The sequence below is a fragment of the Streptomyces sp. NBC_00080 genome (assembly GCF_045041255.1).
GTDB lineage: Bacteria > Actinomycetota > Actinomycetes > Streptomycetales > Streptomycetaceae > Streptomyces > Streptomyces coriariae.
Map to the genome: position 1 here is coordinate 5,744,557 of NZ_CP108235.1, position 24,982 is coordinate 5,769,538.

The 24,982-nt window shown below is 71.3% G+C and carries 20 protein-coding genes; 19 read left to right on the plus strand and 1 reads right to left on the minus strand.

What is annotated here, in order from left to right; genetic code table 11:
- Positions 1 to 119: 119 nt before the first annotated feature.
- From OHU34_RS25665 to OHU34_RS25705, 9 genes are all read left to right on the plus strand, one after another.
- Positions 120 to 1,649, plus strand: coding sequence for a metallophosphoesterase (locus OHU34_RS25665; RefSeq protein ID WP_405772371.1), 1,530 nt, complete (start codon positions 120 to 122; stop codon positions 1,647 to 1,649).
- 225 nt (positions 1,650 to 1,874) lie between these two features.
- Positions 1,875 to 3,269 carry a NarK/NasA family nitrate transporter gene (locus OHU34_RS25670; RefSeq protein WP_142264580.1) on the plus strand — a complete coding sequence of 465 codons (1,395 nt, stop codon included), beginning with the start codon at positions 1,875 to 1,877 and terminating at the stop codon, positions 3,267 to 3,269.
- A 99-nt stretch (positions 3,270 to 3,368) separates the two neighbouring features.
- A complete protein-coding gene (locus OHU34_RS25675; RefSeq protein WP_020132405.1) occupies positions 3,369 to 4,544 on the plus strand; it encodes a uroporphyrinogen-III synthase in 1,176 nt (391 codons plus the stop codon).
- A gap of 193 nt (positions 4,545 to 4,737) precedes the next feature.
- A complete protein-coding gene (locus OHU34_RS25680; RefSeq protein WP_142264579.1) occupies positions 4,738 to 5,313 on the plus strand; it encodes an ABATE domain-containing protein in 576 nt (191 codons plus the stop codon).
- A gap of 335 nt (positions 5,314 to 5,648) precedes the next feature.
- Entirely contained in the window at positions 5,649 to 6,170 is a 522-nt protein-coding gene (locus OHU34_RS25685) for a sigma-70 family RNA polymerase sigma factor (RefSeq protein ID WP_010039908.1), read from the plus strand.
- A 38-nt stretch (positions 6,171 to 6,208) separates the two neighbouring features.
- On the plus strand, positions 6,209 to 7,003 hold the full coding sequence (locus OHU34_RS25690) for an anti-sigma factor family protein (protein ID WP_405768488.1): 795 nt from the start codon (positions 6,209 to 6,211) through the stop codon (positions 7,001 to 7,003).
- A gap of 64 nt (positions 7,004 to 7,067) precedes the next feature.
- Positions 7,068 to 9,446, plus strand: a complete 2,379-nt coding sequence (locus OHU34_RS25695; protein ID WP_405768491.1) for a HelD family protein — start codon at positions 7,068 to 7,070, stop codon at positions 9,444 to 9,446.
- 350 nt (positions 9,447 to 9,796) lie between these two features.
- Positions 9,797 to 11,215, plus strand: coding sequence for an NAD-dependent malic enzyme (locus tag OHU34_RS25700; protein WP_142264576.1), 1,419 nt, complete (start codon positions 9,797 to 9,799; stop codon positions 11,213 to 11,215).
- A 318-nt stretch (positions 11,216 to 11,533) separates the two neighbouring features.
- Entirely contained in the window at positions 11,534 to 11,815 is a 282-nt protein-coding gene (locus OHU34_RS25705; RefSeq protein WP_004000874.1) for an HU family DNA-binding protein, read from the plus strand.
- 170 nt (positions 11,816 to 11,985) lie between these two features.
- On the opposite strand, the gene murA is transcribed toward OHU34_RS25705, so the two are convergent.
- Entirely contained in the window at positions 11,986 to 13,332 is a 1,347-nt protein-coding gene (gene murA / locus OHU34_RS25710) for a UDP-N-acetylglucosamine 1-carboxyvinyltransferase (RefSeq protein WP_020132410.1), read from the minus strand.
- Between the two features lie 278 nt (positions 13,333 to 13,610).
- On the opposite strand from murA, the gene OHU34_RS25715 reads away from it, so the two are divergent.
- From OHU34_RS25715 to OHU34_RS25760, 10 genes are all read left to right on the plus strand, one after another.
- Positions 13,611 to 14,183 (plus strand): YqgE/AlgH family protein, encoded by a 573-nt coding sequence (locus tag OHU34_RS25715; RefSeq protein ID WP_142264575.1) that lies wholly within the window; start codon positions 13,611 to 13,613, stop codon positions 14,181 to 14,183.
- Between the two features lie 41 nt (positions 14,184 to 14,224).
- Positions 14,225 to 14,524 carry a DUF3039 domain-containing protein gene (locus OHU34_RS25720; RefSeq protein ID WP_078616040.1) on the plus strand — a complete coding sequence of 100 codons (300 nt, stop codon included), beginning with the start codon at positions 14,225 to 14,227 and terminating at the stop codon, positions 14,522 to 14,524.
- A 235-nt stretch (positions 14,525 to 14,759) separates the two neighbouring features.
- Positions 14,760 to 16,055: an extracellular solute-binding protein gene (locus OHU34_RS25725; RefSeq protein ID WP_230195576.1), complete on the plus strand. Its 1,296-nt coding sequence runs from the start codon at positions 14,760 to 14,762 to the stop codon at positions 16,053 to 16,055.
- Positions 16,056 to 16,059: 4 nt separating this feature from the next.
- Positions 16,060 to 17,007 carry a carbohydrate ABC transporter permease gene (locus OHU34_RS25730; RefSeq protein ID WP_405768496.1) on the plus strand — a complete coding sequence of 316 codons (948 nt, stop codon included), beginning with the start codon at positions 16,060 to 16,062 and terminating at the stop codon, positions 17,005 to 17,007.
- 11 nt (positions 17,008 to 17,018) lie between these two features.
- Entirely contained in the window at positions 17,019 to 17,864 is an 846-nt protein-coding gene (locus OHU34_RS25735; RefSeq protein ID WP_054240240.1) for a carbohydrate ABC transporter permease, read from the plus strand.
- Between the two features lies 1 nt (position 17,865).
- The gene (locus tag OHU34_RS25740) at positions 17,866 to 19,506 is read left to right on the plus strand and encodes a beta-N-acetylhexosaminidase (protein WP_142264572.1); all 1,641 of its coding nucleotides are present in this window, start codon (positions 17,866 to 17,868) and stop codon (positions 19,504 to 19,506) included.
- Between the two features lie 237 nt (positions 19,507 to 19,743).
- Positions 19,744 to 20,637 (plus strand): xanthine dehydrogenase family protein subunit M, encoded by an 894-nt coding sequence (locus OHU34_RS25745; protein ID WP_020132417.1) that lies wholly within the window; start codon positions 19,744 to 19,746, stop codon positions 20,635 to 20,637.
- Entirely contained in the window at positions 20,634 to 22,424 is a 1,791-nt protein-coding gene (locus OHU34_RS25750) for a 2Fe-2S iron-sulfur cluster-binding protein (protein ID WP_405768499.1), read from the plus strand. Before OHU34_RS25745 ends, OHU34_RS25750 begins: the two co-directional genes overlap by 4 nt.
- Complete coding sequence (locus OHU34_RS25755; protein ID WP_230195579.1) at positions 22,421 to 24,730, plus strand: xanthine dehydrogenase family protein molybdopterin-binding subunit; 2,310 nt, start codon at positions 22,421 to 22,423, stop codon at positions 24,728 to 24,730. Before OHU34_RS25750 ends, OHU34_RS25755 begins: the two co-directional genes overlap by 4 nt.
- The gene (locus tag OHU34_RS25760) at positions 24,727 to 24,855 is read left to right on the plus strand and encodes a hypothetical protein (RefSeq protein WP_268267489.1); all 129 of its coding nucleotides are present in this window, start codon (positions 24,727 to 24,729) and stop codon (positions 24,853 to 24,855) included. The genes OHU34_RS25755 and OHU34_RS25760 overlap by 4 nt, the downstream gene beginning before the upstream one ends.
- The last annotated feature ends 127 nt before the right edge of the window (positions 24,856 to 24,982 follow it).

Sequence of the window (24,982 nt, forward strand, 5' to 3'; positions counted from 1 at the left end):
GTACGCCGTTCGCCCGGTTCGGGGTGCGTCCCTCCGAAGCCCTGGTGAGTATGGCCCGGTATGCCCGTCGACCGGACGGGTCGGAGCCCAGGGCTTCGGGATGGAGGAACGTGAGCAGGATGCGCCGGACCATCGTTCTGGCCATGACGGGAGTGCTGACCGCGGCGCTCTCGGTCGGGACGGCCCTCGCGGAGACCGCGTCCGACGGCGGAGGGCCGAAGCCGCCGGGGGCGAGCCCTCCGCCAGGGACCCCGTCCTACGGCGAAGGCCCGAAGCCGCCGGGGCCGACCGCTCCGCCGCCAGGGGCCGGCAACCCCAACGGTGAGGCGTGGGCATGGACCCAGCTGACCAGCCGGGGTGCCCAGGTCCGCTATGTGACCACCGACACCTCCGGTACGTGCCCGTCCGTGCGGTACACCATGGGCATCGTGCGGACCGCCTACCGGATGCGGCTGCTGAGCCGTCCCGCGCCGCCGCAGTTCCCCACCACGGTGTGCGAGTTGGTCGTGCCCCTCGGGGCCTACAACGCGGTGCTCGCGCAGTCGACGATCGCCGCGGCCGTGCTGCACCCCGCGAACCGTGAGCTTCCGCTGCCGAACTGGACCGCGAACACCCGCCCCGGCACCATCGGCGTCATCGGCGACTCGGGGTGCCGCGTCACGACGGCGGGTCCCGATCAGGACTGCGCCGACCACCAGACCGGCTGGCCGTTCCCGCAGATCGCGAACAGCGCGGCCACGGTGACACAACCGGACCTCGTGATCCATGTCGGCGACTACCTCTACCGTGACGACCCGGCTCAGGCCAACGACAAGGCGGCGAATCCGGGCTGCACGACCTCGGCGGACAGATTCACCTGGGCCTGTGTGGTCGCCGACTTCTTCAGGCCGGCGGAGAGGCTGCTGGCCGTGGCGCCGGTCGTGTTGACGCGGGGCAACCACGAGGACTGCCGCACCCCACCCGCGACGGGCGGCGCGGGGGCCGCGTGGTTCCGCTACCTCGCCGACGAACTCAGAGCCAACGGATCGTGCTCCCTCTACCCCGATCCGGTGGAGATCAGGGCAGGTGTCCTGCACCTTCTCAACGTGGACTCCTCGTTCGCCGACCCGGCCGACAGCGGAAGCCTCGCGCAGCAGGCGATCTACACCCGGCAGTTCGAAACCGTGAACCAGGCCGCGGCGCAGCAGACCGGCCACGACTACTTCGTCGTCACCCACAAGCCCGTGTGGATGGTGAGATCGGCCGGCCCACCGCTGGAGACGTTCACCCCGGTCCTCCAGAGGGCCGTCGCCGGTACGGCCCTGGGGCGGCTGGCGGACAACATCCGCATGGTGGTCTCGGGCCATGCGCACCTCTACCAGATGATCGATTTCAACACCACGCGGCCACCGCAGGTGACGGTGGGCTTCTCCGGGGGAGCCCCCCTGGAGCAGGGGCCGAACGACGCCGGCGTCATCGGAAAGTCGGTCGGGATGCCGCTGCAGTCCGTGAATCACTCCGTCACCCAGGGAGGGGTCTTCGGGTACGCGGCCCTGAGCCGCAACGCCGGGACCTGGGACCTCACCGCTCACGACCCGGCCGGTGCGGTCCGCGGTCAGACCTGCACGTTGAGCGGGAGCACCGCCAACAAGGAGTTCGTCTGCCACTGAAGGGCCCCGCGGGCCTCGACGGATGCGCCCCCACCCCCGGTTCGGCCGGGGGTGGGGGCGCTTCGGATACGCGTAACCTCTCACCGGCCCTCCGCGCAAGGTGAGAGCAACGTTCCTTTCCGGTCACCCACAGCCACAGCGTGGAAACGCGCCCTCCCTACCTTCGGGACTCATCACCGCTCATCCCCCCGAACCACCCCAGCCCCGGAGCACCGTGGAGGCGTCATGACAGCCCCGAGTACAGCCCCCGCATCCCCGCCCCCCACGAAGAAGGGGAGCCGCTGGATCGAGGAGTGGGACCCGGAGAACGAGGCCTTCTGGAACGAGAAGGGCGAGAAGATCGCCCGCCGCAACCTCCTCTTCTCCGTCCTCTCGGAGCACATCGGGTTCTCGATCTGGACGATGTGGTCCGTGCTCGTGCTCTTCATGGGCCCGGAGTACGGTCTCACCCCGGCCGACAAGTTCCTGCTGACGTCGATGGTGACGCTGGTCGGCGCGGTCGTGCGGGTGCCCTACACCTTCGCCGTCGCGGTCTTCGGCGGCCGGAACTGGACGATCATCTCGGCCGGGTTGCTGCTGATCCCCACGATCGCCGCGTTCACGGTGATGGACCCGGGGACCTCGTTCAACACGTTCCTGCTGGTCGGCCTGCTCGCGGGCATCGGCGGCGGCAACTTCGCCTCCTCCATGACCAACATCAACGCCTTCTTCCCGCTCCGTAAGAAGGGGTGGGCGCTCGGTCTCAACGCGGGCGGCGGCAACATCGGCGTGCCGGTGATCCAGCTGATCGCCCTCGCCGTCATCGGCGCCAGCGGCGGACCCCGCGTGCTGCTGGGGATCTACATCCCGCTCATCGTCATCGCCGCCACCCTCGCCGCTCTGTACATGGACAACCTGGCCTCCGTGAAGAACGACACCGGCGCGGCGATCGACTCCGCGAAGGACGTGCACACCTGGATCATGTCCTTCCTCTACGTCGGCACCTTCGGGTCGTTCATCGGCTACAGCTTCGCCTTCGGGCAGGTCCTGACGAACCAGTTCGGCCGGACGCCCCTGCAGGCGGCCTACCTCACCTTCATCGGCCCGCTGCTCGGCTCCCTCATCCGTCCCGTCGGCGGCTGGCTCGCCGACCGCTACGGCGGTGCCCGCATCACCCTGTACAACTACGTCGGCATGGCCGCCGCCACCGCCCTCCTGGTCTTCGCCAGCATGCAGAAGTCGCTGCCGCTCTTCGTCTCCGTCTTCGTGGTGCTGTTCGTGCTCAGCGGCCTCGGCAACGGGTCGACGTACAAGATGATCCCCGGCATCTTCCAGGCGAAGGCCGTGGCCAAGGGGCTGGAGGGCGAGGAGGCGGCCGCCTACGGCCGGCGTCTCTCCGGTGCGTCCATGGGACTGATCGGCGCGGTCGGCGCGCTCGGCGGTGTCGCGATCAACCTGGCCTTCCGGCAGTCCTTCCTGTCCTACGGTTCCGGGACCGGCGCTTTCGTCGCCTTCCTCGCCTTCTACGCGGCGTGCTTCGGGGTCACCTGGGCCGTATACCTTCGCCGCCCGACCGGCAGGATCACGGCAGGAAGCACCGCTTCCGAGGCGAAGCAGCAGCTCAGCTACGCCGAGGTGTGACGTAACACCGGCGACACGTGGCCGAACCGAGCCTGTCACGCACCGTTGACAGGCTCGTCGGCATGTAGGTGCAAACGGGACTCGAGCGGGACGAGAGTTATGTACGAGCAACAGCAGCGATCCGATGCCGGCCCTCAGGGCGCCGTCGAGCACGGTCCCCTCGCGGGCTTCACCGTGGGCGTGACGGCCGCGCGCCGGGCCGAGGAGCTCAGCGCGCTGCTCCAGCGGCGAGGGGCGGCGGTGCTGCACGCGCCCGCCCTGCGGATCGTGCCGCTCGCCGACGACGGTGAGCTGCTCGCCGCCACGAAGGAGCTCATCGACCAGGTGCCGGACGTCGTGGTCGCCACCACGGCCATCGGCTTCCGCGGCTGGATCGAGGCCGCCGACGGCTGGGGGCTCGGCGAGCAGCTGCTCGACAAGCTGGGCGGCGTCGAGCTGCTGGCCCGCGGTCCCAAGGTCAAGGGTGCCGTGCGGGCCGCGGGGCTGACGGAGGACTGGTCGCCGTCCAGCGAGTCCATGGCGGAGGTGCTCGACCGGCTCCTGGAGGAGGGCGTCGACGGGCGCCGGGTCGCCGTCCAGCTGCACGGTGAGCCGCTGCCCGGGTTCGTGGAGTCGCTGCGGGTCGCGGGCGCCGAGGTCGTGGGGGTGCCCGTCTACCGGTGGATGCCGCCGGAGGACGTCTCGCCGCTCGACCGGCTCCTCGACGCGGCCGTCTCCCGCGGACTGGACGCGATCACCTTCACCTCCGCGCCCGCCGCCGCGTCCCTGCTGTCGCGTGCGGAGGAACGCGGCCTGCTGCCCGAGCTGCTCACCGCCCTCGCCCACGATGTGCTGCCGGCCTGCGTCGGTCCGGTCACCGCGCTGCCGCTCCAGGGGCACGGCGTGGACACCGTCCAGCCGGAGCGGTTCCGGCTCGGGCCGCTCGTGCAGCTGCTGTGCCAGGAGCTGCCGTCGCGGGCCCGGGCGCTGCCGATCGCCGGGTACCGGGTGGAGATCCGGGGCCACGCGGTGCTGGTGGACGGGTCCCTGAAACCGGTGCCGCCGGCGGGAATGTCCTTGCTGCGGGCGCTGTCCCGGCGGCCGGGGTGGGTCGTGCCGCGCTCCGATCTGCTGCGGGCGTTGCCCGGTGCCGGGCGGGACGAGCATGCCGTCGAGACGGCGATGGCCCGGCTGCGGACGGCCCTCGGGGCGCCGAAGTTGATCCAGACGGTGGTCAAGCGGGGGTACCGGCTGGCGCTGGACCCGGCCGCGGACGCGAAGTACGCCGACGAGTAGGCGGGCCGTATCGGCACCGGAGCCGGTCCGGCCAGGAGCCGCGTCACCGGGGGCTGCCGCCCCCGGGCCCCTGCTTCGGCCCCGAAAGGGCCTCGTCCTCAATCGCCGGACGGGCTGGTGATTGGCCCCCGGCGCTGGCACTGTGAAGAGACGGATTCCCGAGCAGTGCCCCTCGGTTGGCGGTGACACGCGCATGGACGAGCTCCGGTTCGACGCCGGGCGGATCTGTCTCGACCTGCTCGCGACCGCGCATCCCCTCGAACGGCTCGACGCCGTCGCGCCGTTGTGTGCGTGGATCCGCGGCTGCGGACTCGTCCCGCCGGACACCCCGCTCACCCATGCCGACGCCTCCTGGCCGCCCGCCTTTCGCGAACTGCGTCGCAACACCGGACAGTTGGTGCACGGCTGGCTCACCCGCCACGACGCCGGGTCGTACGACCTCGCCCTGGCCCGCGTCAACGACGCCGCCCGGGCCGTTCCCCCGGCCCCGCGTGCCGTGCGCGGCGAAGACGGTGGGCTCGTGCGCGAGTTGGCCGGACCGCCGGCGTGTGTCGCGCTGCTGGCCGCCGTGGCCCGGGACGCGGTAGAGCTGCTCACCGATCCCGTCGCCCGGGCGGGCCTGCGGCAGTGCGCGGGGGACAACTGCCCGATCGTCTATGTCGACATGTCCCGGGGGCGCCGGCGCCGTTGGTGTTCCAGTGAGGTCTGCGGGAACCGGGAGCGGGTGGCGCGACACCGTCGGCGGGCGGCGCTCGCCTCGCGGACGTAACTCCCCTGCCGGGTATGCGGCTTTCGTGGAGGCGCCGCCGGCCGACTGTCGAAGTGATTTCGATTACACGCCGTTTACCTGAGCCGCGCGCCGGGCAGTCGGCATGATCTTGTCGATGTGGCGAAAACGTAAAGAAAAAGCGGTGGGAATGTGCCGCCATGTCCCCGCTCGTCATGACACCCCGAAGAAAAGTGTCTCCTCGGTTTGAACGCTCAACACCCCGCTTGCGTACCCGTCGTCGAGCGACCGACTGGGGGAACCCCCGGACACCGGAGGTGGGCGTGCGCAAGGATGCGGCCGTGGCCAATGAACGTGGATCGAGGGCCCGACATCGCATGTCCCAGCCCTCGGAACCTGACGAGGAGCTGATGCGTGCTCTGTATCGGGAGCATGCCGGACCCCTGCTTGCGTATGTCCTGCGCCTGGTTGCCGGAGACCGGCAGCGCGCCGAGGACGTCGTACAGGAGACGCTCATCCGTGCCTGGAAGAACGCCGGTCAGCTCAATCGTGCGACCGGATCTGTACGCCCCTGGCTGGTGACGGTCGCACGCCGCATCGTCATCGACGGCCACCGCAGCCGGCAGGCCCGGCCGCAGGAGGTCGACCCGTCGCCGCTGGAGGTCATTCCTGCGGAGGACGAGATCGACAAGGCGCTGTGGCTGATGACGCTGTCCGACGCGCTCGACGACCTGACCCCGGCCCACCGGGAGGTGCTCGTCGAGACGTACTTCAAGGGGCGTACCGTCAACGAGGCGGCCGAGACGCTGGGGATACCCAGCGGCACCGTGCGCTCACGGGTCTTCTATGCCCTGCGGTCGATGAAGCTGGCTCTGGAGGAGCGGGGGGTGACGGCGTGATGAGCGTTTACGGGGGATTCGGAGCAGGTGGTTCGGGTATGTCTGGACCCATGCAGGGATCTGCGGGATCTCCGAGCCCGAGCGAACACGAGACCGTCGGCGCCTACGCCCTCGGGATTCTCGACGACGCCGAAGCAACCGCTTTCGAGATGCATCTCGCCGGCTGCGAGTGGTGCGCCCAGCAGCTCGACGAGCTCGCCGGCATGGAACCCATGCTGGCCGCCCTCGCGGACCTGCCGGGCACCGGCACCCCCGCGATCGGGGAGTCCCTGTCCGCCCGTCCCAGCCCGCGGCTCGCGGAACGGCTGGTCGACGAGGTGTCCGAGCGCCGCGCGGTCAAGCGCCGCCGCTCGTTCTTCCTGGTGGCGGCCGCGGCCGCGCTGATCATCGGCGGCCCCCTCACCGTGCTGGCGGCGACCGGCGGCGACAGCGGCACCAAGAGCACCGAGGCGAGTTCCACCAAGTCGGCCAACGCGGCCAAGGACACCTTCGCGACGCTCGGCGACCGGGTCTCCGCGACCGACTCCGCCTCCAAGGTCTCCGCGACCGTCGCCATGGGCGAGAAGGCGTGGGGCACGGAGATCGGCGTCGAGCTGAAGAACGTCACGGGCCCGGAGAAGTGCTCGCTCATCGCCGTCGGCAAGAACGGCGAGCGCGAGACGGTCTCCTCCTGGTCGGTCCCGGAGTGGGGCTACGGCATCGCGAACGCCAAGACCGAGCAGGCCAAGAACCCGCTCTACGTCGTGGGCGGCGCCGCCTTCAAGACCAACGAGATCGACCACTTCGAGGTCATGACCTTCGACGGCAAGAAGCTCGTCCAGATCGACGCGTAACTTCCTACACGGGGTCCCCTTCGCGTACGGTTGACGGCTGCCCAGCACGTCAGAAGGGGGCCCGGTGGCCGTTCAGGCACAGCAGGAAACCGCGGTCGGATCGGTTCGGCACACCGCGCCGGATTCGGTGCGGGACCGAGAGATCGGCATCGAACAGGAACACCTCGACCGGGTGTACCGGCGCCTTGAGGAGAAGATCCACGAGGCGGAGTTCCTGATGCACGACGCGGCCAAGCGAGGGCAGGTCGGCACGCCCGGGGCCCTCGCGGAGCGGGACGCCCAGGTGTTCCGCGCCGGCGTCCACCTCAACCGGCTCAACAACGAGTTCGAGGACTTCCTGTTCGGGCGGATCGACCTGCTCGCCGGGAAGGACGGCAAGAAGGGCCCCGACGGCGCCTACACCGCCGTCGAGCCCGCCGAGGGGGCCGTCCGCCCCGACAACACCGCCGACATCGCCGAAACGCTCCACATCGGCCGTATCGGAGTCCTCGACTCCGAATACGCCCCGCTGGTCATCGACTGGCGGGCACCGGCCGCGGCGCCGTTCTACCGGTCGACCCCGGTCGACCCGGGGCGCGTCGTACGGCGCCGGGTGATCCGCTCGAAGGGCCGTCGCGTCCTCGGCGTCGAGGACGACCTGATGCGTCCCGAGCTGAAGGCGGTCCTGGACGGCGGCGAACTGCCCGTCATCGGCGACGGCGCCCTCATGGCCGCCCTCGGACAGGCCCGCAGCCACACCATGCGCGACATCGTCGCCTCCATCCAGGCCGAGCAGGACCTGGTGATCCGTGCCCCCGCCGCCTCCGTGACCTACGTCGAGGGCGGGCCGGGCACCGGAAAGACCGCCGTCGCACTGCACCGGGCCGCCTATCTGCTCTACCAGGACCGGCGCCGGTACGCGGGCGGCATCCTGATCGTCTCGCCCACGCCGCTGCTCGTGGCGTACACCGAGGGCGTCCTGCCCTCGCTCGGCGAGGAGGGCCAGGTCGCCATCCGCGCCATCGGCTCCCTGGTCGACGGCGCCGAGGCCACCCTGTACGACTCCCCGGCGGTGGCCCGGGCCAAGGGGTCGTACCGGATGCTCAAGGTGCTGCGGAAGGCGGCGCGCGGCGCGCTGGAGAGCGGTGGCCGGGCCGCTGCCCAGATGGCCTTCGGCGACCCCGACGAGGAGTCCGGCGAGACCCCCGCGTCCACCGGGACACCGACCCGGCTGCGGGTCGTCGCCTTCGGCCGCCGTCTGGAGCTGGAGGCCGCCGACCTGGACCGGGTCCGGCAGAGTGCCCTCAGCGGCACCGCCCCGGTGAACCTCCTGCGTCCCCGCGCCCGCAAACTGCTCCTGGACGCCCTGTGGGAGCGCTCCGGCGCGGCCGGCCGGCACAGCGACCCCGATCTCGCGGCCGAGCTGCGCTCCTCCTTCGACGAGGACGTGACCACCGAGGACGCGTTCATCGCCTTCCTCGACGCCTGGTGGCCCGAGCTGACCCCGCAGGCCGTCCTCGCGGCCATGGCCGACGAACGGCGGCTCGGCCGCTGGGCCCGGCGCATCCTCAACCCCGGCGAGGTCCGCAAGGTCGCCCGCGCCCTCAAGCGGGACGGCCGCTCGGTGCACGACATCGCCATGCTCGACGAGCTCGAGGCGATCCTCGGCGCGCCGTTCCGCCCGAAGAAGCGGCGCGAGTACGACCCGCTGGACCAGCTCACCGGCCTGGAGGAGCTGATGCCGGGGCGCGAGGAGACGCAGCGCGAGCGCGCCGAGCGGCTCGCCCAGGAGCGCACCGAGTACGCGCACGTGATCGTGGACGAGGCCCAGGACCTCACCCCGATGCAGTGGCGCATGGTCGGCCGCCGCGGCCGGCACGCCACCTGGACGGTCGTCGGCGACCCGGCCCAGTCCTCCTGGTCCGATCCCGACGAGGCCGCCGAGGCCCGCGACGAGGCCCTGGGCACCCGCCCGCGCCGCCGTTTCCAGCTGACCGTGAACTACCGCAACCCGGCCGAGATCGCCGAGCTGGCCGCGAAGGTGCTGGCCCTGGCCATGCCCGGAGCCGAATCCCCGTCGGCGGTCAGGTCGACGGGGATCGTGCCGCGCTTCGAGGCCGTCACCGACACCCTGGGCGCCACCGTCCGCGCGGAGGCCGGGCGGCTTCTGGAGCGGGTCGACGGCACCGTCGGCGTCGTCGTCGCCATGAACCGCCGCGAGGAGGCGAGACGCTGGCTCGCCGGGCTGGGCGACCGGGTGGTGGCCCTCGGCAGCCTCGAGGCCAAGGGCCTGGAGTACGACGCCACGGTCGTCGTCTCACCGGCGGAGATCGCGGACGAGAGCCCGGCCGGCCTGCGGGTGCTGTACGTGGCCCTCACCCGGGCGACGCAGCAGCTCACGGTCGTCTCCGGGGACCGCGACGAGCCGGACGCGAACGGCGTCCCGGACCTTCTGAGGGACTGAACAGCTGACCGTTTCCTGTGAACTCCCCGGACGGGAATGGTCTTCGGCCATCCGTTTGTTAGCCTGGTCGTGACACCGGCTCGATCCAAGCCCCCGGGCCCAACCTTCGTCGCTACGAGCGACCACTTGCCGCGAGGCGAGCATGGCGGGCCGGTGTCGTGAACGCGAGAGAGGCCCACATCACCTGTGATGTGGGCCTCTCTCATTGCCCCTCACGACCCCTCCCGGCGCCCCCACCGACTTGATTGAGAACAAAACGATCGCAATCCGGGGCGGCTTTCATGTACTCGTCGGTAGGTGCGACGATCGGACGGCAAACCCGCGACCCAGCAGTGCAGAGGAAGTCGGCCATGGCAACGGCGCCCAGCGTCTCCTACTCGATCACGGTCCGTCTGGAGGTGCCCGCGAGCGGAACGGCGGTCTCCCAGATCACCACGGCCGTGGAGTCCCACGGAGGCTCGGTGACCGGCCTCGACGTCACCGCGTCCGGCCACGAGAAGCTCCGCATCGACGTCACCATCGCCGCCACCTCCACCGCCCACGCCGACGAGATCGTCGTGCAGCTGCGCGGCATCGAGGGCGTCACCCTCGGCAAGGTCTCCGACCGTACGTTCCTGATGCACCTCGGCGGCAAGATCGAGATGGCGTCCAAGCACCCCATCCGCAACCGTGACGACCTCTCGATGATCTACACGCCCGGCGTGGCCCGCGTCTGCATGGCGATCGCCGAGAACCCCGAGGACGCCCGCCGCCTCACCATCAAGCGCAACTCCGTTGCGGTCGTGACGGACGGCTCGGCCGTGCTGGGCCTCGGCAACATCGGCCCGAAGGCCGCGCTGCCGGTCATGGAGGGCAAGGCGGCCCTCTTCAAGCGGTTCGCCGGCATCGACGCCTGGCCGCTGTGCCTGGACACCCAGGACACCGACGCGATCGTCGAGATCGTCAAGGCCATCGCCCCCGGCTTCGCGGGCATCAACCTCGAGGACATCTCCGCCCCCCGCTGCTTCGAGATCGAGGCCCGGCTGCGCGAGGCCCTCGACATCCCCGTCTTCCACGACGACCAGCACGGCACCGCGATCGTCGTCCTCGCCTCCCTCACGAACGCCCTGCGTGTCGTGAACAAGGGCATCGGCGACGTGCGGGTCGTCATGTCCGGCGCCGGCGCGGCCGGTACCGCCATCCTCAAGCTGCTGCTCGCGGCCGGCGTGAAGAACGCGGTCGTCGCCGACATCCACGGCGTCGTCCACGCGGACCGCGCGGACCTGGTCGACGCGGCCCCGGACTCGGCGCTGTGCTGGATCGCCGACAACACCAACCCCGAGGGCCTCACGGGCACCCTGAAGGAGGCCGTGCGCGGCGCGGACGTCTTCATCGGCGTCTCCGCCCCGAACGTCCTCGACGGCGACGACGTGGCCGCCATGGCCGACGACGCGATCGTGTTCGCGCTCGCGAATCCGGACCCCGAGGTCGACCCGGCGATCGCCCGCCAGACGGCCGCCGTCGTGGCCACCGGCCGCTCCGACTTCCCCAACCAGATCAACAACGTGCTGGTCTTCCCGGGCGTCTTCCGCGGCCTGCTGGACGCACAGTCCCGCACCGTCAACACCGAGATGATGCTCGCCGCCGCGAAGGCCCTCGCGGACGTCGTGAGCGACGACGAGCTCAACCCGAACTACATCATCCCGAGCGTCTTCAACGACAAGGTCGCCGGCGCGGTCGCGGGTGCGGTGCGGGAGGCCGCGAAGGCCGCGGGAGTGTCAGCCTCGTAGGTCGGGGCATCCGAGTGGTCGGGGGCCGTCAAGATCCCCGTGGCGGAGGCTGTGAGGATCGCCACGGTGGCCCCCGCAACGGCGCGTCGCGGAACCTCGCGCCGCGGACGGCCCTCTAGGGTTGCGCCCGACCCAACCGCCCTTCGTGTGACTCCCAAGGGTTGTCTCACGGCTCCGAGCGGGTGCCGGATTGGCTTTCGCGCCGCTGGTAGGGGCAGGATGCGTCTCTGGGCGCGTGCACAACGACTTCGCTGTGCCCAACATGCGGCTCCGCCGCGTGGCACGCCGCAACGGCAAGAAGAACACGGGAGTAACAACATGAACCGCAGTGAGCTGGTGGCCGCGCTGGCCGACCGCGCCGAGGTGACCCGCAAGGACGCCGACGCAGTGCTGGCCGCGTTCGCCGAGGTCGTCGGCGACATCGTCTCCAAGGGCGACGAGAAGGTCACGATCCCCGGCTTCCTGACCTTCGAGCGCACCCACCGTGCCGCTCGCACCGCCCGCAACCCGCAGACCGGCGACCCGATCCAGATCCCGGCCGGCTACAGCGTCAAGGTCTCCGCGGGCTCGAAGCTCAAGGAAGCGGCAAAGGGCAAGTGACCTTGCCGTCTACGCCTCACCGGACGGTGTACGGCGCGTAGGCAACGTGATGGGGCGGCACCCGGTTTTCCGGGTGCCGCCCCATCGTTGTGCGCTCACACGTGGCCTCAGGCGCCGTCCGGGCCGGTTTCTGCCGGCCCGGACGGACGTCGGACGAGGATCAGCCCGGGTCAGCCGAGTGCTTTGCCCGGCAGCTCGACCTTCGCGCCCAGTTCCACGAGCTTCTCCATGAAGTTCTCGTAGCCGCGGTTGATGAGGTCGATGCCGTGGACCCGGGAGGTGCCCTGGGCCGCGAGGGCGGCGATCAGGTACGAGAAGCCGCCGCGGAGGTCGGGGATGACCAGGTCGGCGCCCTGGAGCTTGGTGGGGCCCGACACGACCGCCGAGTGCAGGAAGTTGCGCTGCCCGAAGCGGCAGTCGGAGCCGCCGAGGCACTCGCGGTACAGCTGGATGTGGGCGCCCATCTGGTTGAGCGCGGAGGTGAAGCCCAGGCGGGACTCGTAGACCGTCTCGTGGACGATCGAGAGGCCCGTGGCCTGCGTCAGGGCGACGACCAGCGGCTGCTGCCAGTCCGTCTGGAAACCGGGGTGGACGTCCGTCTCCAGCGCGATGGACTTCAGCTGGCCGCCCGGGTGCCAGAAGCGGATGCCCTCGTCGTCGATCTCGAAGGCGCCGCCCACCTTGCGGTAGGTGTTCAGGAACGTCATCATCGAGCGCTGCTGGGCGCCGCGGACGTAGATGTTGCCTTCGGTCGCCAGCGCCGCGGAAGCCCAGGAGGCGGCCTCCAGGCGGTCCGACAGGGCGGCGTGGTTGTAGCCGCCGAGCTTGTCGACACCGGTGATGCGGATCGTGCGGTCGGTGTCCATCGCGATGATGGCACCCATCTTCTGGAGCACGCAGATGAGATCCTCGATCTCCGGCTCCACCGCCGCGTTGGCCAGCTCGGTGACGCCCTCCGCCAGGACGGCGGTCAGCAGCACCTGCTCGGTCGCGCCGACCGACGGGTACGGCAGCACGATCTTCGTGCCGCGCAGCCGCTGCGGGGCCTCCAGATACTGGCCGTCCTCCCTCTTCTCGATCTTCGCGCCGAACTGCCGCAGCACGTCGAAGTGGAAGTCGATGGGCCGGCCGCCGATGTCGCAGCCGCCCAGGCCCGGGATGAACGCGTGGCCGAGGCGGTGCAGGAGCGGGCCGCAGAACAGGATCGGAATCCGGCTCGAACCCGCGTGGGCGTCGATGTCGGCGACGTTGGCGCTCTCCACGTAGGTCGGGTCGAGCACCAGCTCGCCCGGCTCCTCGCCCGGTCGGACCGTCACACCGTGCAGCTGGAGCAGGCCGCGGACGACCCGCACGTCACGGATGTCCGGAACGTTGCGCAGCCGACTCGGCTCACTGCCCAGCAGGGCGGCGACCATGGCCTTGGGTACGAGGTTCTTCGCACCGCGGACACGGATCTCGCCCTCGAGCGGGGTGCCGCCGTGGACAAGCAGTACGTCGTCAGAGCCGTTGACGGTCATGTATCTCGCGTTCCATGGATGGTGGATTGGGGCAAGGGCCGTTGGTGTCGGGGGCAGGGCCAGATGAGACAGAGTAATCGCCGACGACCCCTGTCCCGTAAGCCCAGGGACCACCCAGGTAGGTCATAGCTGTGTCACAACACGAACCGTTTCCCACCGGGCACATGGGGTCACCATCGCCCGCCCCGCGGGCCCGTGCGCCCGGACCGCGCCCGTGCGCGTCCCGTGTGCCCGCATTGCCTCCCCACTTCACGGGAAGATGCGGGATCATGTCTGGCATGACCGAGGTGTCCTCGCTCACGGGGCGGCTGCTCGTGGCAACGCCCGCCCTGGCGGACCCGAACTTCGACCGTGCGGTGGTGCTCCTTCTCGACCACGACGAGGAGGGCTCTCTCGGCGTCGTCCTCAACCGGCCCACACCGGTGGGCGTGAGCGACATCCTGGAGGGCTGGGCGGATCTCGCCGGTGAACCCGGTGTCGTCTTCCAGGGTGGCCCGGTGTCCCTCGACTCGGCCCTCGGGATCGCCGTCATCCCCGGTGGCACGGCCGTCGACGGCACCCCGCTCGGCTGGCGCCGGGTGCACGGCGCGATCGGCCTCGTCGACCTGGAGGCCCCGCCGGAGCTCCTGGCCTCGGCCCTCGGATCCCTGCGGATCTTCGCCGGATACGCCGGCTGGGGCCCGGGCCAGCTGGAGGACGAGCTGGGCGAGGGCGCCTGGTACGTCGTGGAGTCCGAACCCGGCGACGTCTCCTCGCCGGCCCCCGAGAGACTCTGGCGCGAGGTGCTGCGCCGCCAGCGCAGCGAACTCGCGATGGTGGCGACGTATCCGGACGACGCGTCGCTCAACTGACGGGTGTGAGCTCGGTACCCGGTTTCAGTACCCTTGGCGCCATGAGCACTCTTGAGCCTGAGACCCAGCCCCAGCGAGGCACTGGGACGGGGACCCTCGTAGAGCCGACGCCGCAGGTGTCGCACGGCGACGGGGACCACGAGCGCTACGCCCACTATGTCCAGAAGGACAAGATCATGGCGAGCGCCCTCGACGGGACGCCCGTCGTGGCGCTGTGCGGCAAGGTCTGGGTGCCCGGCCGCGACCCGAAGAAGTACCCGGTCTGCCCCATGTGCAAGGAGATCTTCGAGTCGATGGCGGGCGGCGGCGACGACAAGGGCAAGGGCGGCGACAAGAAGTAGCCGCAGGGACTTGACGAGGCCCCCGGGGCGCGATGTGACGCGCCCCGGGGGCCTTTGGCATCCCGGTGTCATGTCTTGACATGACGTGTCGCCTTTGTCGTTGCACGGGATGCGTCAGGTGGTCACAGAGTGGTTGAGACCTCTTGTCGGCGTGTTCATGCAGTCCCTAGCCTCCGATGTGTTGTGCAGAGCGAAACAGTCATTGCATATGTTGCAACGCTCGGAGGATCGCGTCATGAAGCTCCCCACCCGGCTGGCCGCGCTCGCGGCCGCCGCCCTGGTCGTCGCCGCCTGCGCCCCCCAGACATCCGACAACTCCTCTTCCGACACGGACGACAAGACGGGCACCCTGCGTGTCTGGCTGTTCCAGGAGGTCGGCAACAAGCCCAAGGAGCAGGTCGTCGACTCGGTCGTCGCCGCCTTCGAGAAGGCCCACGAGGGCGCGAAGGTCGACGTCGAGTACATCCCCGTGGACACCCGCGCCCAGCGCGTGAAGGCCGCCTTCAACGACCCGAAGTCCGCTCCTGACGTCATGGAGTACGGCAACACCGACACGGCCGGCTACGTCCAGGACGGCGGACTCCTGGACGTCACCGAGGACTTCGGCGACTGGAGCGAGGCCAAGGCGACCGACCCCACCGCCAAGCAGTCCGTCACCGTCGACGGCAAGCTCTACGGCGCCCCCTTCTACGTCGGCGTGCGCGCCCTGTACTACCGCACGGACGTCTTCGCGGAACTCGGTCTGCACGTCCCGGAGACCATGGCCGAGCTGGCGACCACCGCCCGGAAGATCCGCGCCGCGAAGCCCGAGTTGTACGGCCTGGTGGTCGGCGGCGCCTACACCTACGGCGCGATGCCCTTCGTGTGGGCCAACGGCGGTGAACTCGCCACCGGCAAGAGCGGCTCGTACGCCTCCGGCATCGACAGCGCGGCCGCCCGGAAGGGCATCACCGCGTACACGTCGCTGTTCTCCGACGACAACTGTCCCGCCGCCAAGTGCGCGGGCATGGGCGGCAACGACACCATCACCGCGTTCGCCGCGGGCAAGGCGGGCATGGCGATCGGCGGCGACTTCAGCCACACGGCCGTGGAGGCCGGCAAGGTGAAGGGCGAGTACGCCGTCGTACCGCTGCCGGGTGTGACGCCCGGCTCGATCGCCCCGGCCTTCGCGGGCGGCAACAACATCGGTGTGCTGAAGAGCACCTCGCACCGCACCCTCGCGGTCCGGCTCATGGAGGCCCTCGCCTCGAAGAGGACCCAGGCCTCGCTGTTCGACGCGATGGGCTTCCTGCCCACGTTCACGGACGTCCGGGACCAGGCCGCCGCGAAGGAACCCTTCGTGAAGCCCTTCGTGCGGACCCTGACCGCAGGGACCAAGTTCGTGCCCGCGTCGCCCGCGTGGTCGCAGATCGACTCCTCCCTGGTCCTGCCGACCATGTTCCAGGAGGTCGTCAGCGGCAAGAAGGATGTCGCCGCGGCCTCGGCGGAGGCGGCGAAGAAGATGGACGCCGCGTTCGGCAGCGTGGGCTGAACCGGTGACCGTGACCGACACGGCGGTCGTGGAGAAGCGCACCACGCCCTCCACGCCGCCGCCACGAAGGAGGCGGAGCCGGGCCGGCCGGACCCCCTGGCTCTACCTCGCGCCCGCTCTCGTCGTCCTTGCCGCGCTGCTCGCCTACCCCGTCTACCAGCTCGGCCTGATCTCGCTCTTCCGCTACACCCAGGCCCAGGTCAGCGGTGGGGAGCCCACCGCCTTCCGGGGCTTCGGCAACTACGCGGACGTCTTCTCCGACGACCAGTTCTGGCAGGTGCTGTCGTCGACGGTCGTCTTCGCGGCGGCCTGTGCGGTCTCCACCCTGGCCGTCGGCTGCGCGCTCGCCGTGCTCCTCACGCGCGTGCGTGCCGTGCCGCGGCTCGCGCTGATGCTGGCCGCGATGGGCGCCTGGGCGACCCCCGCGGTCACCGGCTCCACGGTCTGGCTGTTCCTGTTCGACCCCGACTTCGGCCCGGTGAACCGGCTGCTGGGCCTCGGCGACCACTCGTGGACCTACGGCCGGCTCAGCGCCTTCTTCCTCGTCCTGCTCGAAGTGGTCTGGTGCTCCTTCCCGTTCGTGATGGTCACCGTCTACGCCGGGATCCGCTCCGTGCCGTCCGAGGTCCTGGAGGCGGCCGCCCTGGACGGTGCCTCGCAGTGGCGGATCTGGCGGTCCGTGCTGGCCCCGATGCTGCGGCCGATCCTCGTGGTCGTGACCATCCAGTCGGTCATCTGGGACTTCAAGGTCTTCACCCAGATCTACGTGATGACGAACGGGGGCGGCATCGCCGGGCAGAACCTCGTCCTGAACGTCTACGCCTACCAGCAGGCCTTCGCGTCCTCGCAGTACGGCCTCGGCTCGGCGATCGGCGTCGTGATGCTGCTGATCCTGCTCGCCGTCACGCTGGTGTACCTGCGGCTCCTGCGCCGGCAGGGGGAGGAGCTGTGAAAGGAGGAAGCGTGCGTGCTGTGCGGGGCCTGGTGGCCCGTCCGTGGCGGTTCGCCGCCGAGGCCTGTGCGCTGCTGGTCGCGGTGGTCGTCGCCTTCCCGCTCTACTGGATGGTGTTGGGCGCCTTCAAACCGGCCGGGGAGATCCGTTCGAGCGAGCCACGGCCGTGGACGCTCGAACCCTCGTTGGATTCCTTCCGGCGCGTCCTCGGGCAGCAGGAATTCGGCCGCTACTTCCTCAACAGCCTTGTCGTGGCGGGCGCGGTGGTGATCGCCTCCGGGGTGATCGCGTTTCTCGCCGCGACCGCCGTGACCCGATTCCGGTTCCGCTTCCGCACCACCCTGCTGATCATGTTCCTGGTGGCCCAGATGGTGCCCGTGGAGGCACTGACGATCCCGTTGTTCTTCCTGATGCGGGACTTCGGCCAGTTGAACACCCTGGGGTCCCTGATCCTGCCCCACATCGCCTTCTCGCTGCCCTTCGCGATCTGGATGCTGAGAGGATTCGTGAAAGCGGTTCCGGAGGCACTGGAGGAGGCCGCGTACCTCGACGGGGCGAGCCGTACGCGCTTTCTGTGGCAGATCCTTTTCCCGCTCGTCCTGCCGGGTCTGGTGGCCACGAGCGTGTTTTCCTTCATCTCCGCCTGGAACGACTTCCTGTTCGCCAAGTCCTTCATCATCAGCGACACCTCGCAGTCGACCCTGCCGATGGCCTTGCTGGTCTTCTACGAGCCGGACGACCCCGACTGGGGCGGTGTGATGGCGGGTTCCACGGTCATGACGATTCCGGTTCTGGTGTTCTTCGTACTCGTACAGCGACGGCTGGTCTCCGGACTGGGCGGAGCGGTAAAGGACTGATGTGTCTTCTGCGATCGACCTCGTCGACCTCGTCCCCGTGCCGCGTGCCGTCGACGGCCCCAAGCGCTGCGGTGTCTTCGTCGACGAGCACACCACCGTGTGGGCCGCGCCCGGCACGGAGGGCACCGAACGCTGGCTGCGCGCCACCCTCGGCGCGGCCTTCGGCGTGCCCCTGCGACCCGGTCCGCGGGACGTCCGCGACTCCCTGCGGCTGTCTCTGGACGACACGATGGAGCCGGAGGCCTACCGGCTGAGCGTCCTCGCCACGTGGGGCATCGAGATCCGCGGCGGAAGCCCGGCGGGCGTCTTCTGGGGCGCGCAGACGCTGCGTCAGCTGCTCGGCCGGCACGCCTTCCGGCGCGCCCCGGTGCGGCCGGGGATCAGCTACGGCGTCCCGCACCAGATCATCGAGGACGCGCCCCGCTTCCGCTGGCGCGGCCTGATGCTCGACGTCGCCCGGCACTTCATGCCCAAGGACGGGGTTTTGCGCTACCTGGACCTGATGGCGGCGCACAAACTCAACGTCTTCCACTTCCACCTGACGGACGACCAGGGCTGGCGGATCGAGATCGAGAGGTATCCCCGGCTGACCGAGGTCGGTTCCTGGCGGGCGCGCACGAAATTCGGCCACCGGGCCTCGCCGCTGTGGGACGAGAAGCCGCACGGTGGCTTCTACACGCAGGACGACATCCGCGAGATCGTCGCCTACGCCGCCGAGCGGCATATCACCGTGGTCCCCGAAATCGACCTCCCCGGCCACTCGCAGGCCGCGATCGCCGCGTATCCGGAACTCGGCAACACCGACGTCATCGACACGACCGCCCTCCCCGTGTGGGACACCTGGGGGATCAGTCCCCACGTACTCGCCCCCACCGACAACACCCTGCGCTTCTACGAGGGGGTCTTCGAGGAACTGCTGGAGCTGTTCCCCTCGGAGTTCATTCACGTCGGGGGTGACGAATGCCTCAAGGACGAGTGGAGGCGGTCGCCGGCCGCGCAGGCCCGCATCGGGGAACTCGGACTCGCCGACGAGGACCAGCTCCAGTCCTGGTTCATCCGGCACTTCGACAAGTGGCTCTCCGCGCGCGGGCGTCGGCTGATCGGCTGGGACGAGATTCTGGAAGGCGGGCTCGCGGACGGGGCGGCCGTGTCGTCCTGGCGTGGCTACGCGGGCGGGATCGCCGCCGCGCGGGCCGGGCACGACGTCGTGATGTGTCCCGAGCAGCAGGTGTACCTGGACCACCGGCAGGACGGCGGGGCGGACGAGCCCGTTCCCATCGGGTTCGTGCGCACCCTGGAGGACGTCTACCGGTTCGAACCCGTTCCCGCGGAACTGACACCGAAGGAGGCGGGGCATGTGCTCGGCACGCAGGCCAACCTGTGGACCGAGGTGACGGAGGACTCCGCGCGCGTGGACTATCAGGCCTTCCCCCGGCTCGCCGCCTTCGCCGAGGTCGCCTGGAGCGCCCTGCCCGCCCCGAAGGAGCGGGACTTCGCCGACTTCGAGCGACGGATGGAGGCGCACTACGAGCGTCTCGACGCGCTGGGCGTCGGCTACCGCCCGCCGGCCGGCCCCCGGCCGTGGCAGCGGCGGCCGGGTGTCCTGGGGCGTCCGATCGACGGCCCGCCGCCCAACCGGTGATACCGCCCGTCCCGGATAAACCACGGCACGGCCCCCGAAGGGTGGCAATTCACGCGCACCGGTGATGCCGTACGAAAACGGACCATCTATCCGGTGAGGTGGGCGAATGCCTCCTAGCGGACCCCCGCGTTCGGGTGTTGCGAAGATGTGCCAGAGTTGCCACGTCCGCCCTGTCAGCACGTACCGTACGGCAGCACAGGTGGGACCAGGTGGGGCAGCGGGAAGGGGCAGCCGGTTTTGACCACGCACGCACCGCAGGCGGGGCAGGCCGTCACGCTGCCCACGACGCTGGACGAGGCCGTGGCGGCGCTTGCCGCCATGCCCGCCGCCGTGCCCGTGGCCGGCGGCACCGACCTGATGGCCGCCGTCAACTCGGGGCAGCTCAGGCCCACCGGACTGGTCGGCCTCGGCCGCATCAGCGAGATCCGCGGCTGGCAGTACCAGGACGGCCACGCGCTGCTCGGCGCCGGACTCACCCACGCCCGCATGGGCCGCCCCGACTTCGCCGCCCTGATCCCGGCGCTCGCCGCGGCCGCGCGCGCCGCGGGCCCACCGCAGATCCGCAACGCGGGCACCCTCGGCGGCAACATCGCCTCGGCCGCCCCCACGGGCGACGCGCTGCCCGTGCTGGCCGCGCTGGAGGCGACCCTGATCATCGCGGGCCCGGGCGGAGCCCGCCGTGAGATGCCCGTGTCGCACCTGCTGGCCGGCATGGAGATGCTGCGCGGCGGCGAGCTCATCGGGTACGTGCGCGTGCCGCTGCTGCACGCCCCGCAGATCTTCCTGAAGGCGACCGGCCGCACCGGACCGGGCCGCGCGGTGGCCTCCGTGGCGCTGGTCCTCGACCCCGCCCGGCGTGGCGTCAGGTGCGCCGTCGGGGCCATAGCGCCGATGCCGCTGCGGCCGCTGGAGGCCGAGCAGTGGGTCGCCCGGCTCATCGACTGGGACAACAGCCGCACCATCGTCCCCGAGGCGCTGACCGCCTTCGGGGAGTACGTCGCCGCCGCCTGCATCCCCGACCCGGTGCCGGGCGTGGACGGCTCCGTACCGGAACTTCCGCCCGCCGTACTGCACCTGCGGCGCACCGTCGCCGCGCTGGCCCGACGAGCACTGGGGAGGGCGCTGTCGTGAGCGACGACCGGCACGGACCCGGACACGGACACGGACAGGACGAGGGGCAGGGCCAGGGCGCGCCGCAGGGCGGCGGCCGCTGGGACCCGCTGCCCCAGGGGGACTACGACGACGGCGCGACCGCCTTCGTGAAGCTCCCCGAGGGCGGCATCGACGCCTTCCTGGCCGCCCGCGGCGACAGCCCGCTGGCCGCGCCGGGCCACGGGTACGTGCCGCCGCAGATAGCGGTGGCGCCCCCCACGGACGGCACCGGAACCTGGGCGGCCCCGGCGGGCGGCTCCGACTGGCCGCCTCCGCAGGACACCCCGCAGACGGTGGGCGACGACCGGTTCACGTACCACCCCGGCGCGACCGGCCAGTGGGCCTTCGAGGACACCTCCGGGTCGTCGGGCGCACCGCGGTCCGCGCCCGGCCACGACGTGACGGGCCAGTGGTCGATCCCCGTCGCGGGCGGCGACCTGCCCGACGAGTCGGGCGAGTTCACCTCCTCGTCGCTGGTCGAGCAGTGGGGCGGCTCGCCCCCGGCCACCCTGCCCGGCGGCGCGTCCGCGCCCTGGGCGACGGAACCGGCGGGACCGACGGACCACGGCGTGCCGGACCAGGTGTGGGGGCAGCACCCCGACGAGGCCGGCCCGGCCGCGCGGCCGGCGACGGAGCCGTCCGCGTTCGGGCACGCGCCGGAGCACGGCCCGGTGGCCGTGGACCCCGACCTGCACCACCCCACCGCCGAGCACACCGGGCAGCAGACGCACCCGACCGGGACGTTCGCCCCGGAAATCTCCGCCGAGGCGTACACGGTGGCCCCGAACAGGCCCCTGGAGGACACCGGGCGAGACGCTCAGCGGGCCGCTGAGGCCGAGCGGACCGCCGAAGCGGCCGAGGACGCCGGGCGCGCTCACGAGGCCGCTCACGAGCCCGCTGAGGCCGCGCACGGCCCCGCGGAGCCGCCCGCCGAACCCGGCGCCCCGCACGGAGCCGCACGCGGCCCGGCCGAGGCACCCGAGGACCGGTCCACCGCCGCGGACACCGCGCACGCTCCCGAGGCGGACGCGGCCCCCGGCACAGCCGCCCCGCGATCCACCGAGGCCGCCGAGCCGGCCGGGTCCGACGAGCCCGCGGACGAGACGGACGACGCCCCGGCGCCGTTCCACGAGGAACACCCCCTCGCCGGCTACGTGCTGCGCGTCAACGGCTCCGACCGCCCCGTCACCGACGCCTGGATCGGCGAGTCGCTGCTCTACGTCCTGCGCGAGCGGCTCGGCCTCGCGGGCGCCAAGGACGGCTGCTCGCAGGGCGAGTGCGGGGCCTGCAACGTCCAGGTCGACGGACGGCTCGTCGCCTCCTGCCTGGTCCCGGCCGTCACCACCGCCGGCAGCGAGGTCCGCACCGTCGAGGGCCTGGCCGTCGACGGACAGCCCTCGGACGTGCAGCGGGCGCTCGCCAAGTGCGGTGCGGTGCAGTGCGGCTTCTGCGTGCCCGGCATGGCGATGACCGTGCACGACCTCCTGGAGGGCAACCCGGCCCCCACCGACCTGGAGGCCCGCCAGGCCCTGTGCGGCAACCTGTGCCGCTGCTCCGGCTACCGGGGCGTCCTGCGGGCCGTCCAGGACGTCGTCGCCGAACGCGAGGCGGTCGCCGACGCCGAGACGGACGGCGACGAGGCGCGTATCCCGCACCAGGCGGGACCGGGCGCCGGAGGCGTCCACCCGTCGGCGTTCGAGAACCCTGCACAGCCCCATCCGCATGACCCGGCATACGGACAGGGCCAGGACGGAGGCCAGGCGTGAGCAACGAGACAGTCACCGCGACGACGCCCGTGGATCCCGCCCCGGCCTCCGAGCCGATCCCGCACGGCCTCGGCGCCTCCCTGCAGCCCGCCGACGCGCGCGCCAAGACGGAGGGCACCTTCCCGTACGCGGCCGACCTGTGGGCCGAGGGTCTGCTGTGGGCGGCCGTGCTGCGCTCGCCGCACCCGCACGCGCGCATCGTGTCCATCGACACGTCACACGCGCGTGAGATGCCCGGCGTCCGGGCCGTCGTCACCCACGAGGACGTCCCCGGCCGCGCCCTGCACGGCCGGGGCAAGGCCGACCGCCCGGTGTTCGCCTCCGACGTCGTACGCCACCACGGCGAGCCCATCGCGGCCGTCGCCGCCGACCACCCGGACACCGCGCGGATGGCCGCCGCGGCCGTCATCGTCGAGTACGAGGTGCTCGATCCGGTGATCGACCCCGAGCAGGCCTTCGAGGCGGAGGCGCTGCACCCCGACGGCAACCTGATCCGGCACATCCCGCTGCACCACGGCGACCCGTCCGCGGCCGGCGAGGTCGTCGTCGAGGGCCAGTACCGCATCGGCCGCGCCGACCCCGCCCCGATCGGCGCCGAGGCCGGCCTCGCCGTGCCCCGTCCCGACGGCGGTGTGGAGCTCTACCTCGCCTCCACCGACCCGCACACCGACCGGGACACCGCCGCCGCCTGCTACGGCCTCGAACCCGAGCGCGTGAAGATCGTCGTCACCGGGGTGCCCGGCGCCACCGCCGACCGCGAGGACCAGGGCTTCCAGCTCCCGCTCGGGCTGCTCGCGCTGAAGACCGGCTGCCCGGTGAAACTCACGGCCACGCGCGAGGAGTCCTTCCTCGGCCACGCCCACAGACATCCGACGCTGCTGCGCTACCGCCACCACGCCGACGCCGACGGCCGGCTCGTGAAGGTCGAGGCGCAGATCCTGCTGGACGCGGGCGCGTACGCCGACACCTCCGCCGAGGCCCTGGCCGCCGCCGTCTCCTTCGCCTGCGGCCCCTACGTCGTCCCGAACGCCTTCATCGAGGGCTGGGCGGTCCGCACGAACAACCCGCCGTCGGGCCATGTGCGCGGCGAGGGAGCGATGCAGGTCTGCGCCGCCTACGAGGCGCAGATGGACAAGCTGGCGAAGAAGCTCGGCGTCGACCCGGCGGAGCTGCGGCTGCGCAACGCCATGGCGACCGGTGACGTCCTGCCGACCGGTCAGACGGTGACCTGCCCGGCCCCCGTGGCCGAACTCCTCCAGGCCGTCCAGGAATTCCCCCTCCCGGCACTCCCGAAGGACACGCCCGAGGAGGACTGGCTGCTGCCCGGCGGCCCCGAGGGCGCGGGCGAACCGGGCGCGGTGCGCCGCGGCGTCGGCTACGGCCTCGGCATGGTGCACATGCTGGGCGCGGAGGGGGCCGACGAGGTCTCCACGGCGACCGTGAAGGTCCAGGACGGTGTCGCGACGGTCCTGTGCGCGGCGGTGGAGACGGGCCAGGGCTTCACGACGCTGGCCCGCCAGATCGTCCAGGAGACGCTCGGCGTCGACGAGGTGCACGTGGCCCCCGTCGACACCGACCAGCCGCCCGCGGGCCCCGGCTGCCGGGGCCGCCACACGTGGGTCTCGGGCGGTGCGGTGGAGCGCGCGGCGAAGATGGTCCGCACGCAGCTCCTCCAGCCCCTGGCGCACAAGTTCGGCATGTCCACGGAGCTGCTCCAGATCACGGACGGCAAGATCACCTCGTACGACGGCGTCCTGTCGACGACCGTCTCGGAGGAGATGCACGGCAAGGAGCTGTGGGCGACGGCACAGTGCCGCCCGCACCCGACCGAGCCGCTGGACGCGGCCGGCCAGGGCGACGCCTTCGTCGGCCTCGCCTTCTGCGCGATCCGCGCGGTCGTGGACGTCGACATCGAGCTCGGCTCGGTCCGGGTCGTCGAACTGGCGGTCGCCCAGGACGTCGGCCGGATCCTCAACCCGGCGCAGCTCACCGCGCGCATCGAGGCCGGTGTGACGCAGGGCGTCGGGATCGCGCTCACCGAGAACCTCCGCACGCCCAGGGGTCTGATCCGCCACCCCGACCTCACCGGCTACGCGCTGCCCACGGCCCTGGACGCCCCGGACATCCGGATCGTCAAGCTGGTCGAGGAACGCGATGTGGTCGCCCCGTTCGGGGCGAAGGCCGCCAGCGCGGTCCCGGTGGTCACCTCGCCCGCCGCCATCGCCTCCGCCGTACGGGCCGCGACGGGCCGCCCGGTGAACCGGCTGCCGATAAGGCCCCAGGCGGCGGTCGTGACGGACCGGTGAGCGAGCCGGAGCCGGGTTCCCGGCAGTACGAACCCCCGCCGAGCGTGGGCAGGCTGCTGGGCTGGATCGCGCTGTTCGTGGTGGCGGCGGTGGTCGTGGTGCTGGGCGGCGTGTACCTCACCTGAGGGGCGATCGGGACGGGAAGGGAACTCGCGGGGCTCCGCCGACGTCTGTCAGTGCGGGACCGGTGTGCTGGGTGCTTGTCAGGGTGCAGGGCGCTGTCGCTGGTCAGAGCCGTTGTCAGTGGTGCCG